This is a genomic window from Halostella salina, assembly GCF_003675855.1.
In the GTDB taxonomy this organism is placed as follows: domain Archaea; phylum Halobacteriota; class Halobacteria; order Halobacteriales; family Natronoarchaeaceae; genus Halostella; species Halostella salina.
Genome location: NZ_RCIH01000013.1, coordinates 12,980 through 26,279 on the forward strand (window position 1 = coordinate 12,980; position 13,300 = coordinate 26,279).

A 13,300-nucleotide genomic window follows, 5' to 3' on the forward strand; every position below is an offset into this window, starting at 1 on the left:
GCGCAACTGTATCGTCCGATCTCTCCGAAGGGGGTGACTCGCCACCCTTATAAACAGACAGGTCGCACGTACGAACGATGCAACGGGGCTTCTACATCGGCAGGTTCCAGCCCTTCCACAACGGTCACCGGAGCATGGTGCAGGCGATCGCGGAGGACGTGGACGAACTCGTCCTCGGCATCGGGAGCGCCGGGGACTCCCACAGCAAGCACGACCCGTTCACCGCGGGCGAGCGGATCATGATGGTGACGAAGTCGCTGGTCGACGTCGACCTCGTGACCTACGCCGTGCCAATCGAGGACCTGGACCGCAACTCGGTGTGGGTGAGCCACGTCCAGAGCATGAGCCCCGACTTCGACGTCGCCTACTCGAACAACCCGCTCGTGATCCAGCTGTTCGAGGAGGCCGGCGTGGAGGTGCGCCAGTCCCCGATGTTCAACCGCGACGTGCTGGAGGGGACGGAGGTCCGCGAGCGCATGATCAAGGGGACGAACTGGCAGCCGCTGGTGCCGGACCCGGTCGTCGAGGTCATCGAGGAGATCGGCGGCATCGAACGCATCCAGCGCGTCAGCGAGACCGACAGCAACGGCGACTGATGATCACGCTCGCCTCCGACTTCGGCTCGCCGTACCCCGCCGCGATGAAAGGCGTGATCCTGCAGGAGTCGGACGCGCGGCTGGTCGACGTGGCCCACGACTTTCCGCGGCAGGACGTGCGCGCCGCGGCGTTCTGGCTCCGCGAGGTGCTCCCGTGGTTCCCGCCGGCGGTTCACCTCGCCGTGATAGACCCGGGCGTCGGCACCGACCGCGCCGCCGTCGTCGCCCGCGCCGGCGACCACGCGCTCGTCGGGCCGGACAACGGCGCCCTCGTCCCGGCGGCTCGGGAGTTGGCCGAGAAGCCCGACGGCGTGGAGTGGTTCCGGATCGACGACGCGGACGCCGAAAGCACAACGTTTCACGGCCGCGACGTGTTCGCGCCGGCGGCCGCCGCAGTCCACGAGGCCGGCGTCGTCGGGCTGGATTCGCTGGACCTGCTGACCCCCGTCGACGATTTCGAGGCGCTCTCCTTCCCCGAGCCGACCGTCCGGGACGACGCCGTCGTCGGCGAAGTGCTGGTCGTCGACGGCTTCGGCAACGCGATCACGAACGTCCCCGGGGACGTGGTGTCGGGGCTGGACGCGGTGACCGTGAACGGCCAGTCGGTCCCCGTCGGCGAGACGTTCGCCGCGGTGCCCGAGGGCCAGTGGCTCGTCACCGTCGGCAGCCACGGCAACGTCGAACTCGACGTGAACCGGGGGCGCGGCGACGAGGCGTTCGGCGTGGACCCGGGCGACGAGGTACGGCTAACGTTCCGGTAGACGCCGCTGTTCGACGAGGGAGTCCGACGCGGCCGCCAATATTTTTACCGGCGGATATGTAGGATGACTCATCTATGGGATCCGATCGGTCAACGGGGGATGACTCGGCGGGTGCGGACGACGGGGGCGACCTGCCGGTCGCGCGGCGGACGGTGCTCAAGTCGGCCGCCGGGGCGCTGGGCGTCGGGGTCGGAGTCGCGGGCACGACGGGGGCAGCCGCCGCCCGGCGCGACGCGGTCCTCTCGGAAGGGTTCGAGGACTACTCGGTCGGCGGCTACCCGAACGGCTGGAAGAAAAACGGCAACAGCGACCAGGGGGTCGTCGACTCGCCAGCGGCCAGCGGCGACCGGGCGCTGCGGCTGACCGGCAGTTCGGGCGGCTGCTGGGAGGCCATCGCCAACGCGCCGATCGACCTGCCGGAGTCGGGGTCGGCGACCCTCCGGCTGTCGGTGTATCCGACGACGAACGGCGAGGTGGGCTGCCACGACAACCGCGGGGATATCGGGCTCGGGACGAGCGCGGAGTCGTGGAACGCCGGCGACGGGTGGCGGCTGGTCCAGTTCGGCACCGACGACCGCCTCGTCGGCCCCGGCGGCACCGACCTCGGCCCGTACGAGACCGGCGCGTGGCAGACCCTGGAGTTCACCTACGAGCGGACCGAGCGGGGCGTCCGGGTCAGCTTCGCCGTCGACGGGGCGGAACGGGGGTCGGCCGTCCGCCCGGTCAGCGAGTTCGAGAACGACATCTCGTGGCTGACGCTGTCGAGCGGCGAGTTCACGATCTATTTCGACGACGTGACGCTGACGACCGGTGACGGCGGCGGGCCGACGGCGTCCTTTACGTTCTCCCCCTCGGACCCGGAGACGAACGAGACGGTGCAGTTCGACGCCAGCGGCTCCGAGGACCCCGACGGCAGCATCGAGCGCTACGAGTGGGACTTCACCGGCGACGGCACGTTCAACGTCACCGGACAGACTGTCGACCACCGGTTCACCGACGACGTCGACTACGACGTGACGCTCCGCGTGACCGACGACGCCGGCAACCGGGACACGGTGACCAAAACGGTCCCCGTCAGCGGCAGCAACAGCGCGCCCGACGCCGCATTCACCTACTCCCCCTCGGACCCGGCGGTCGGCGACGAGGTCACGTTCGACGCCGGCCCGTCCGCGGACCCCGACGGGACGATCCAGTCGTACAACTGGGACCTGAACGCGGACGGCACCGCGGACGTGCAGGGGGAGGTCGTCTCCGAGACGTACGACTCGGCCGGGGAATACACGGTGACGCTCGCCGTCGAGGACGACGCCGGGAGCCACGACACGGTCCAGCGGACGGTGTCGGTCGGCGAGGGCAACGCAAGCCCCACCGCCGACTTCACCGTCTCGCCGGACGCCCCGGCGGTCGGCGAGCAGGTGACGCTCGACGCCAGCGCCGCCAGCGACCCCGACGGCAGCATCGCCAGCTACGAGTGGGACGTGGACGGCGACGGCTCGGTCGAGACGCAGGGGCAGGCGGTCGGGGTGGCCTACGACGAGTCCGGGACGTACACGGTCACGCTCGAAGTCCGTGACGACGACGGAGCGACCGACACCGCCCGGCGGACCATCGGCGTCGAGACCTCGAACACGCCGCCGTCCGCCGCGTTCGAGTACACACCCGGCGACCCCGCAGTGGGCGAGACGGTCACGCTCGACGCCTCCGGTTCGTCCGACCCCGACGGCTCGGTCGTCTCGTACGAATGGGACGTGGACGGCGACGGCAGCTACGAGCGGTCCGGCCGGACCGTCGACTACGCGTTCGAGTCGGCGGGCGACCACCCGGTCACGCTACGCGTCACGGACGACGCCGGCGCGACCGACGAGGTGACCGACACCGTCCCCGTCGTCGAACTGGAGGGGCCCGAGCCGTCCTTTACCATCTCGAACCCCGAGCCGATGCTCGGCGAGGCAGTCACGCTCGACGCCTCCGGCTCGTCCGACCCCGACGGCACCGTCAGGGCCTACGAGTGGGACGTCGACGGCGACGGCGAGTACGAGAAACGCGGCGTGGAGGTGACCCACCGGTTCGAGAGCACCGATGCGACGCAGGTGTCCCTTCGGGTCACCGACGGCGACGGGCTGCAGGGGACCTCGCGGCAGAACGTCGCCGTCGCGCAGACGTTCCGGAGCCGGCGCTCGCGGAAGTTCGACCTCGCGGACTCGATCGACGACGACTCGGTCCTCGCGACGCTGGAACCGCTTGCGGACGTACCGGGCGACAGGGAACTGGCGGAGTACACGTTCGGCGAACTGGAGACGGCGGCGGGCACCGGGGAGATCGACCCGGGTACGGCCAACGAGGCCGCCCGCCGGCTGCTGATCGGCGAGCGGGCGACCCACGGGATCGTCGAGACCATCGGCCCGGGCAACGACACGACCGGGCTGCGGTTCGCCCGGCGGATCGCGGAGTCGGTGTGCAGCGTCGGGATCAAGCTCCTGCTGTTCAAGGTCGCTATCGGCGAGAAGCTCGCGTCGCTGGCGTCAGGCCTCGTTGCGAGCACGCTGCTGTACACGGCCGGGGAGACGATCGCAGACGGGATCGACTACCTCTTTACCAACATGCTCCCGGCCGACGACGGGCGGACCGAGGCGCGCACGGAGGCGAAATCGAAGGCCCGGGGCCTCTGGGACGACATCGCCGCGGGCGCGGCGGCGACCGCCGAACTCATCGCCGAGGCCATCGAGACCCTCGCGGACGTCGTCGAGGGGATCGTCCGTGCGACCGTCGAGTTCAGCCGGGTCGCCCCGCTGTCGATGACCACGTCGCCGGAGTCGCTCGGGGAGCTCGCGTTCGGCAACAGCATCTGGCGGGAACAGATACGACTGCACAGCGACCTCCAGCCCGATAGCGTCGCCGGCGGGCTCCCGGGAAGCACGGAGACGGTCGCCCAGGCCCGGGAGGACGGCGTGACCACCGTCAGAACGAACTTCGAGAACATCGCGTCGGATCTGGACACGCTGAAAAACGACCTCGGGGACTTCAACGTCGTCGACTCCGTCGCGGACATCGGCGAAGCGGACTCGTGGGCCGACTACGGCCTGCAGGCGCTGCAGGCGCTGGCCTCGCTGCTGTCCAGCATCTTCAGCCTGCTCGTGGAGAGCTTCGCCATCGGGGCGACCGGGACGGCGATCCTCATGGCTCGCAAGATACACGCGGAAGTCATCGACAGCGTGCTGGCGGGAGAACATCGCGTCGACGGCTGGGCACCGGTGTAACCAATGACCGACATTCCACACCACCACGACCGACTCGCGGAGGCAGTCCGGACCGGGGACATCGAGACGGCGCTGGACGCCCAGCGCGCGATAGCGACCAGCAGCCCGCCGCTGCCCGAACTGCTCGACGAGTTCCGGGCCGCGGTGGACGCCGGCGACGACGCGCGGGCGGAGACGGTCCTGACGAAGATCGACGACCGGATCGAGGAGCGCCGGCCGGCCGAGCAGGCATCCGTCGAACAGGCGGCGCTCACCCGCGAGGAGAACGACCCGGACCGGGAGACGCTGACGGAACTGCAGACACACATCGAGAACGCGACCGAGACGAGCCTCGACAGGGCGGGGTTTCTCGGGGTCGCGACGACGTATCTGGAGGACGGCTGGGACGACACCAGCGAGGTCACCGAGGCCGCCGACACGCTCGGCAGCAAGGAACGGGAGCTCCAGTCGTCGGTCGAGCGCGTCGAGGAGACGCTCGACTCGACGACGCTCCCCGCCAGCGTCGAGGTCGTCGCCATCGGCAACGCGACCGCCCGCCGGCAGGTCGACGAGGAGTTCGCCGTCACCGCGACCGTCGAGAACCTCGGCGACCGGCGCGCCACGGACGTGACGGTGCGCGTGGAGCCCGGCGACGGGCTGGCCGCCAGCCCGGGCGAACGGGGACCGATCGCGGTCGAACCGGGCCAGCGCCGGGAGGTGGAGTTCACGGTCGTCGGAACCCGCTCGGGCGAGTTCACGCTCGGGTTCCGGGTCGATTCGGAGAACGCCGGCGTCTCCAGCGGCGAGACGACCGTCATCGTGCGGTCGGAGGCTGATCCCCCTGCCACGCCCGTCGAGGCTCTCGCCGGCACGGACGGCGAGGTGACGTTCGACGACGTGATCACCGCGATCAGCCTCTACAATCAGGACGAACCGGTCCCCGAGACGGACGGGATGACCCTCGACTTCGGCGACGTGGTCGGCGTCATCGCCGCGTACAACGAGCGTGAGACATGAGACGGGTCGTCGTCCTCGCCGTCGTGGCGTCGCTGCTGGCCGTCCCGGTCGCGGCGGCGACCGTGCCGATCTCCCTCTCGGCGAGCCACCCCGGCGAGACGACGCCCGGCAGCACCGTCGCGGTGACGCTGTCGGTGACAAACGACGGCGACCAGCCGTCCGACGCGATGGGCGTGCAGGTCGAGGACGTCCCCGAGGCGCTGACCGTCGCCGAGATCCGGTCGCCGAACGGCTCGGTCGCGGCGAACCGCAACGCCGTCTTCTGGACCGACCCCGTGCCGGCCGGGGAGACGGTGACCGCGACGTACGTCGTCGCAGTCGACGGCGACGCCCCGGCCGAGACCTACGAGTTCACGGCCCGGGCCGCCAGCGGCGACAGCGAGGTCCAGCAGGCCGTGACCGTCGACGTGGTTCCCCCGAACCAGCCCCCCGAGGCGTCGGTCGACGCGCCGAGCGAGGCCACCGTCGGGGAGCCGGTCACGTTCGACGGCAGCGGCTCGTCGGACCCCGACGGCACGGTCGCGTCGTACGAGTGGGACCTGGACGGCGACGGCGAGTACGAGGCGACCGGTCCGACGGTCGAGCACAGCTTCGACGAACCCGGCGAACGGGCCGTGGAACTGCAGGTCACCGACGACGATGGGGCGGTCGCAATGGTAGTGCGCGACGTGCAGGTACGCGAGGCGCAGGACGGCGGCAACGACGGCGACGGCTCCGACGACACGGAGAACGCATCGGCGGCGGCCGTCGCCAGCGACGGGTCGCCGTTCGACCTGGAGAACGCGCCCATCCTGCTGGGAGCCGTCGCCGTCGCGCTTGTGGTGCTGTTCGTCGGGTGGTATCTCGTCCGTGGCGGCGATGACGGGGACGACGCGGCCCCCGCCGACGACACCGGTCCCGGCGGTGCGGACGGCCCCTCGGAGTTCGGGGAGCCGCAGCCGTCGAGCGACGGCGCGCCGCCGTCCGACCAGCCTCCGCCGCGGGAACGCACCGGGCACGAGCAGGGGGCGGCAAACGACGGGCCGCCCGGTGCCGGTCCCGCAGAGGGCGGTGCGCCAGTCTCGGGTGGAGCCGGACGGGCGGCCCGCAACGAGCCGGACCGACCGGCGCACGGTGAACCGAACCGACCGGCTCGCGATGCGCCTGACCGGGCGGTTCGGGACGAGGCGGGCCGGCCGGGCGAACCAGCCGAGCGCGAGCCGCCCCGGCAGCCCGGCGGCGAGGGCTCCGGCACGGAGCCGCGACGGAACCCCGAGCACGACCGGGCGCGCGACGATCCCGGCCGGCCGAACAGCGACCCGGATCCGCCAACCGACGACGCCGGTGGCGACCCAGCGGCCGGGGACGGCACCGACGGCGACCCAGCCGGGGGTACCGAGCCCGAAGGCACCATCGAGTCACCGGCGTACTGTCCGCACTGCGGGGCGGCGATCGCGGAGTACGACCTGCCGACGCTGGAGTTCTGTCCGGACTGCGGCTCCGACCTGCAGGAGTGAGGGGGTCGAGCCCGGTCAGATCCGCTTCTCGACCCGTCGGATGCCCTCGGCGACCGACCCCCGCTCGAAGTACGCCAGTTCGACGGCAAGCACCAGCGCGGCGGCGGCCAGCACCGTCACGAACACGCCGCGCTGGTCGGCGTAGAGGTGCCACAGCAACAGCGGGAGGAAGAGCGCGGTCCCGGCGAGGCCGACGGCGGGGACGGCCCGCGACCACCCCTCGGCTTCCCCGAGCGCGAGATAGCTCATGGCGCCGAACACGACGATGAAGGCGAGCGACGCGAAGGAGGTGATCCCCTGAAGGCTCCCGTAGACGGTGAAGGCGAGCGTGAGCGCGCCGAGGCCGAGGACGATCCGCGGCGGCACCGCGCCCGCCCCGTCGCCCTCGAACCGGTCGGGCATGAGGCCGTCCGCGACGAGGCCGTCGGCGAACTGGACGCCGCTGAACAGCGTCGCGTTGATCGCGCTCGCGGTGGAGAACAGCGCCGACAGCGAGATGACGAGGCGGCCGGTCCCCCCGCCGAACCGCTCGGCCGCCGCGGCGAGCGCCGTCTCGGGGTGCCGGACGACCAGCGAGGTTTCGACGAGGCTCGTGGTGACGACGGCGACGCCGACGTAGACGAGAACGGCGACGGGGATCGAGACGTAGATCGCCCGGCGGATCGTCTCGACGGGGTCCGCGATCGCGTCCTGGTCGTACAGCAGTAGCTGCCAGCCCTGGAACGCGACGAACGACACCGCCGCGGCCACGACCGGTCCCGCACCGACCGAGCCGACGCCGGTCGCCACGCCGTCGCCCCCGACGGCTTCGGCGAGCCCCAGTGCGACGAACCCCGCGAGGACGGCGATCTTCGCCGCGACCAGCACGACCTCGACCAGCCCCGTCTCCTTCACGCCGACGAGGTTGAGACCGACGAACGCGGCGACGACCAGCGCCGACACGGCCGGGCGCGCCGGCACCCCGGCGACGGAGCCGAGGCCGGCGATGTCGACGAAGTAGCTCCCGAACGCGAAGGCGTACATCGCCATCGAGCCGACGTAGCCGACGAGCAGGGTCCAGCCGGCCATCCCGGCCAGCGTCGAACTACCCGCGAACGACTCGATGAACGTCGGCGAACCGCCCCGGTCATCGCATGCGCGGTTGAGGACGACGTAGGAGTAGCCCGCACACAGCGCCACCCCGCCGGCGATGGCGAAGGCGAGCCACGCGAGCGCCCCCGACACCTTGACGACGACGCCGAGGACCGCGTAGATCCCGCCGCCGATCATCCCGCCAAGTGCGATCGCCACGGCCTCCGTGAGACCGAATCGACCGCTCATGGGGCGGGGTTGGCAGGCGAGGCTGGTAAAAATTGTTCGCAGCGGTCCGAGGTGTACGCTACCGCGCTACTCCGCGGAGATCACGTCGTCGATCCGGGCGATCATCGTCGCCGCCTCGGTCGCGGACTCGACGGCCTCGCGCTTGACGGCGACGGGGTCGACGATCCCGTGTTCGACGGGGTCGCCGACCTCGCCCGCCTCGCCGTCGGTGATGAGGCCCGCACGGCCCTCCGCGTCGAAGGCGGACCGGAGGTCGACGAGCGCGTCGATGGGGTCCATGCCCGCGTTCTCGGCGAGCGTGCGCGGCAGCACGTCGATCGCGTCGGCGAACGCCTCGACGGCGAGCTGCTCGCGCCCCTCGGTCCCGGTCGCGGCGTCGCGCACGGCGTCGGCGGCCGCGATCTCGCTCGCGCCGGCACCGGGGACGACGCCGCCGGTCTCGGCGGCGGCGATGACCACGTCGAGCGCGTCGTTGACCGCGCGCTCCAGTTCGTCGGCGACGTGGTCGGTGCCGCCGCGGACAAAGAGCGTGACGGACTCGGCGGCCGCGCCGCCCTCGACGAACGCGAGTTCGTCGTCGCCGAACGTCTCGGTGCGGACGCGCTCGGCGTGGCCGAAGTCCTCGTCCGCGAGGTCGTCGAGCGCGCCGACGCGGGCGGCACCGGTCGCCCGGGCGATCCCCTTCGCGTCGTCGTCGTCGACGCTGGAGAAGGCGAGGACCCCGCGCTTCGAGAGGTAGGAGGCGACGCGGTCGTCGAGGTCGCCCGTGGTAAAGGCGACGTCGACGCCGGCGTCGTCGAGCGTCTCGGCGTACTCGCGGAGTTCGCGCTCCTCGGACTCCATGGCAGTCGTCAGCTGGTCGACGGAGTCGACCGAGTACTCGGCGTCCACGTCGCCCGTGTTGACCTCGAGGTCCACGTCGAGGACGGCGATCGTCGCGTCCTCGACCGCGGCGGGCATGCCGTCGGTCGCGGGGTCCTCGTCGAGGACGATCCCCTCGACGAGTTCCGTCGCCGTCGAACTCGCGCCGACGCGGGTGTGGACGGTGACGGCGTCGCGGTCGACGCCGTCGCCGGTCTCGGCGTGGCGGACCGCGTCGACGACCGTCTCGGCGAGCGTCTCGGCGGCGACGCCGCCGGTGCCCTTGCCGGTCATGCTGGACTCGGCGACCTGCGCGAGCAGGTCGTCGTCCACGTCGGCGTCGATGGCCTGATCCTCGACCGCGTCGACGGCGACCTCGGCCGCGGCGTGGTACCCCTGGACGATCGTCGTCGGGTGGACGTCGTCCTCCAGCAGGCTCTCGGCCTTCGCGAGCAGCTGGCCCGCGAGGACGGCCGCCGTCGTCGTGCCGTCACCGACTTCCTCCTCCTGTGTCTCCGCGACCTCGACGATCATCTCGGCCGCCGGATGCTCGATGTCCATCTCCTGGAGGATCGTCGCCCCGTCGTTGGTGATGACCACGTCCCCGGAGTCGGAGACGAGCATCTTGTCCATCCCCCGCGGGCCGAGCGTCGTGCGGACGGCCTCGTTGACCGCCTTGCCGGCCGCGATGTTGGACTGCTGGGCGTCCTTGCCCTGGGTTCGCTGGCTGTCCTCCGAGAGAACGAACATCGGCTGTCCGCCCATGCGCTGCTGTGGGTTCGACTCTGCCATGGTGAATCCTCACCTCTGAATCGTTTGCGGTTCTATATAAATTTTGCTGGTCCGGTCGGGCGGAACCGCAAGCAACCAGCGGGGTGGCGGCCGGTCGCCGTCCCGCCGGTCCGCGACCGCGAAAACCGGTGCGAAAAAATACCACGGGGGGAAAGCACTACTGAATGCTGGAGCTGGAACACCGGTTCCGCGTGGTCGACGTGCACGCGCGGCTGAATCCGGACGACATGTCGGCGGTCCGCGGCCGGGCCATCTCGCCGGACAAGCTGGAGCGCGAGATGCACCAGGCGGGCGTCGTCCGCTCGGTCGTGTTCCCGAGTTCCGCCGACGACCGGAGCTACCTGCAGGCGAACAACGCCGTCGCCCGGCTCTCCGTCGAGCGACCGTTCGTCGCCTTCGCCCGGATCAACGGGCCGCGGACGCCCGGCGAGTCGGCCGGTGCGCGGCTGCGCAACCTCACCGCCTCGCGCGACGACAGCCACACCTCCCCGGAAGACGTCGAGCAGTACGCCTACGACGACCGCTTCTACGGGTTCAAAATAAACCCCGGCACCGACGGCCTCCCCGACGAGGACGTGCTGGACGAACTCGACGACGTGGGGCTGCCGGTGCTGGTCCACGGCGGCGAGTCCTGCCCGCCCGAGGTCGTCGCGGACGAACTGCTCGACCGCTCGTTCCCGGTCATCCTCGCGCACTTCGGCGGCCACCCGCTCGACCGCGGGCTGATGGACGAGGCGATAGACCTGCTCGGCGAGTACGACGGCTACTACCTCGACACGAGCTTCGTCCGGTACCGCGAACAGCTGGAGCGTGCCCTGCTCGAACACCCCGACCGCGTCATGTTCGGCAGCGGCGCGCCCTCGGCTCACCCGAACGTCGGCGTCATGGAGATACTGACGCTCGACGTCTCCGAGGACAAGATGCGCCGTGCGTTCTCGAAGAACGCGGTCCGCGTGGTCGACGCCCTCGCGCCCGAGAGCGAGCGATAGAACCGCGGCGTTCGTCGCACCGGGGCGGTGACGGGACGGCGACGGCAACGGCGACACGGACGCCGCCGGCCGCGACGGCACGCCCGACGGGAGCGGCGGCTAACGGCGATTCGACACGTCCGGGAGAGCGGTCGCTACAGTTCCTCGGTGCTTCCTTCCGGTTCGCGCTCGCGGAAGATCTGTCCCTCGAACAGGTTCACCATCACGTCGTCGTTTTGCCAGGCGTCCGGGGAGAGGCCGGCCTTCCGGCAGACCCGGGCGAGGTACTCGGCCTCGGACCAGTCGTTCTCGACGGGGACCGTGGGGTAGAGCCAGCCGCTGTCGCGGCCGTCGTCGACGGCGACGCCGTGTGTGCCGAGCTCCATGTCCGACACCGGGTCATCCGTGAGGACGACGTTGCGGACGGCACAGACGGAGACGGTGAGGTTCGACAGTTCGGCGGGCGTGACCTCGGAGCCACAGGAGTCGTCGCTGGCCGCGCGAATGGCGGAGTCAACGATGACGTGTCCGAGCTGTTCGTCGCCCTGATACCCGCCGGAGCAGCCCCGGAGACTCCCCCGTCCCCGCGTCGATTCGAGACGGACGAACGCGCCGGTGCGCGCGTAGAACGCGTCGCGCATGCTCCCCGGCTGCTCGCGCTGTCCGTTTCGAACGTACGACTCGACGGCTTCCCGCGCCAGTTCCACCGCTCGCGCGCCGTCTTCGTACGAGAGATCGACGCTCTGTACCTGAGACATACACAGTCCAATGGGGCAGACGGCCTTCAACCCTTCCCTTCGAACGGTCGAAACCGTGTTCGTACGCGGGAAAGCGGCTCCGAAACGTTGGTATTCGGTACGCAGCTGGTACGTATCTCGCACCCACCCAGTCGCCGGCCGAAGCCGGAACCTACCGTCGGTAAGCACGACTTACTGCGCCGCTGTGGGGCGATCCGACCGAACCACTTAACCGCGGGAGCGGACTACGATCGGACGGTAGAGAGAGCCCGACTGCCGCGGCGCGCGGGCCGGCGACGGCTCGCGCGTGCCACGCGGGACCGTCCCCCCGGGACGCTCCGCGCCCGCGAGGAAAGTCCCCCCACCGCCGGGCGGGCGACCGGGCACAAGCCCGGAGCGGGAGACCGCTGGCTCTGGAACAGAAACGACACGTCTCCGTCCGACCGATGAGGCGCGCGAACCCGACCGAGAGGGAGGGGAGCTAACCCGCCGAGGGAAGGGTGGCCGCGGAAGCGACCACGCGGGCGGAGGACCGATGGAACGGCGAACCCTCGCCGGTGCAAGTCCGCGCGACAGGTAGCCCGGCGAACCCTTCGGGGTGGCGCGGACGCTCAGCCGAATGTCGGGCCGAACAGAAGGGGGCTTACTCCTCTCTGCCGTTCTCCGTGCCGAGACGGCCGTCCGTCCAGCGCCGCACCCGGCCTCGTCCCGACCGAACGAACGACCCCCTTCGCGTCGTACGTCGGACGTGTCAACCGCACGTTCGGTGGTGACGCTCGTCCGGGACCGGAACCTCACCTTTCTCGCGGCGAGCATCGCCTACTACGCGTTCGTCTCGCTGATCCCGCTCATGCTGCTCGCGCTGGTCGTCGCCTCGGCGGTCGGCGGGCAGGCGTTCGCCGACCAGGTCGTCGCGTTCCTCGGACAGTACCTCTCCGGCTCCGGCCAGGAGGTCGTGACGGAGGCGCTGACGAACGCCGAGGGCCGGGTCGGCGCGTCGGTGGTCAGCCTCGTCGCGCTGACCTGGAGCGGCCTGAAGCTGTTCCGCGGGCTCGACATCGCGTTCGACGAGGTGTACGGTGACGAACAACAGCCCGGGCTGGGCGAGCAGGTCCGGGACGCGCTCGTCGTCGTCGCGGCGGTCGGCGCGGCCGCGGTGCTGGTGATCGCCGTCGCCGTCGCGTACCGGACGGTCGACCCGGCGATCCCGTTCGTCAGCGTGTTCGGTTCGCTCGCGCTGGTCGCGGTGCTCGCCGTCGCGTTCCTCCCGCTGTTTTACTTCCTGCCGCCGCGGCGCGTGTCGCTCCGGGAGGCCCTTCCCGGGACGGTGGTCGCCGCTGGCGGGTGGGTCGTCCTCCAGATCGGCTTCCGCGTGTACGCCGGCTACGCCGCGACGTACGAGGCGTACGGCTACATCGGCGGGGTGTTGCTGTTCGTCACGTGGCTGTACTTCGCCAGCATCGTGATCCTCCTCGGGGCGGCCGTCAACGTCGCGCTGGAGTCCGTCGAGCGCTGA

The 13,300-nt window shown here is 70.9% G+C and carries 10 protein-coding genes and 1 other RNA gene; 8 read left to right on the forward strand and 3 right to left on the reverse strand.

Features of this window, described 5'->3' with window-relative positions; translation table 11 throughout:
- The first annotated feature begins 77 nt into the window (after positions 1-77).
- The 5 genes from D8896_RS18675 to D8896_RS18695 all read left to right on the forward strand — a co-directional run bounded on the left by D8896_RS18675 (position 78) and on the right by D8896_RS18695 (position 7,106).
- A complete protein-coding gene (locus tag D8896_RS18675; protein WP_121823625.1) occupies positions 78-596 on the forward strand; it encodes a nicotinamide-nucleotide adenylyltransferase in 519 nt (172 codons plus the stop codon).
- The gene (locus tag D8896_RS18680; protein ID WP_121823626.1) at positions 596-1,357 is read left to right on the forward strand and encodes an SAM hydrolase/SAM-dependent halogenase family protein; all 762 of its coding nucleotides are present in this window, start codon (positions 596-598) and stop codon (positions 1,355-1,357) included. Before D8896_RS18675 ends, D8896_RS18680 begins: the two co-directional genes overlap by 1 nt.
- 74 nt (positions 1,358-1,431) lie before the next feature.
- Positions 1,432-4,614, forward strand: a complete 3,183-nt coding sequence (locus D8896_RS18685; RefSeq protein ID WP_121823627.1) for a PKD domain-containing protein — start codon at positions 1,432-1,434, stop codon at positions 4,612-4,614.
- Positions 4,615-4,617: 3 nt separating this feature from the next.
- A complete protein-coding gene (locus tag D8896_RS18690; RefSeq protein WP_121823628.1) occupies positions 4,618-5,610 on the forward strand; it encodes a CARDB domain-containing protein in 993 nt (330 codons plus the stop codon).
- The gene (locus D8896_RS18695; RefSeq protein ID WP_121823629.1) at positions 5,607-7,106 is read left to right on the forward strand and encodes a PKD domain-containing protein; all 1,500 of its coding nucleotides are present in this window, start codon (positions 5,607-5,609) and stop codon (positions 7,104-7,106) included. Before D8896_RS18690 ends, D8896_RS18695 begins: the two co-directional genes overlap by 4 nt.
- 15 nt (positions 7,107-7,121) lie before the next feature.
- Here D8896_RS18695 and D8896_RS18700 read toward each other — a convergent pair whose 3' ends face one another.
- Complete coding sequence (locus D8896_RS18700) at positions 7,122-8,426, reverse strand: APC family permease (RefSeq protein ID WP_121823630.1); 1,305 nt, start codon at positions 8,424-8,426, stop codon at positions 7,122-7,124.
- 66 nt (positions 8,427-8,492) lie between these two features.
- Positions 8,493-10,037 carry a thermosome subunit alpha gene (thsA, locus tag D8896_RS18705; RefSeq protein WP_121823674.1) on the reverse strand — a complete coding sequence of 515 codons (1,545 nt, stop codon included), beginning with the start codon at positions 10,035-10,037 and terminating at the stop codon, positions 8,493-8,495.
- A gap of 206 nt (positions 10,038-10,243) precedes the next feature.
- Between thsA and D8896_RS18710 the strand changes: the two genes are divergently transcribed.
- Positions 10,244-11,068, forward strand: a complete 825-nt coding sequence (locus tag D8896_RS18710) for an amidohydrolase family protein (protein WP_121823631.1) — start codon at positions 10,244-10,246, stop codon at positions 11,066-11,068.
- Between the two features lie 134 nt (positions 11,069-11,202).
- On the opposite strand, the gene D8896_RS18715 is transcribed toward D8896_RS18710, so the two are convergent.
- A complete protein-coding gene (locus tag D8896_RS18715) occupies positions 11,203-11,805 on the reverse strand; it encodes a TIGR00296 family protein (RefSeq protein ID WP_121823632.1) in 603 nt (200 codons plus the stop codon).
- Between the two features lie 309 nt (positions 11,806-12,114).
- On the opposite strand from D8896_RS18715, the gene rnpB reads away from it, so the two are divergent.
- Both rnpB and D8896_RS18725 read left to right on the forward strand, forming a co-directional pair.
- An RNA gene (rnpB, locus tag D8896_RS18720) (RNase P RNA component) lies at positions 12,115-12,435 on the forward strand.
- Between the two features lie 97 nt (positions 12,436-12,532).
- Entirely contained in the window at positions 12,533-13,300 is a 768-nt protein-coding gene (locus tag D8896_RS18725) for a YihY/virulence factor BrkB family protein (RefSeq protein ID WP_121823633.1), read from the forward strand.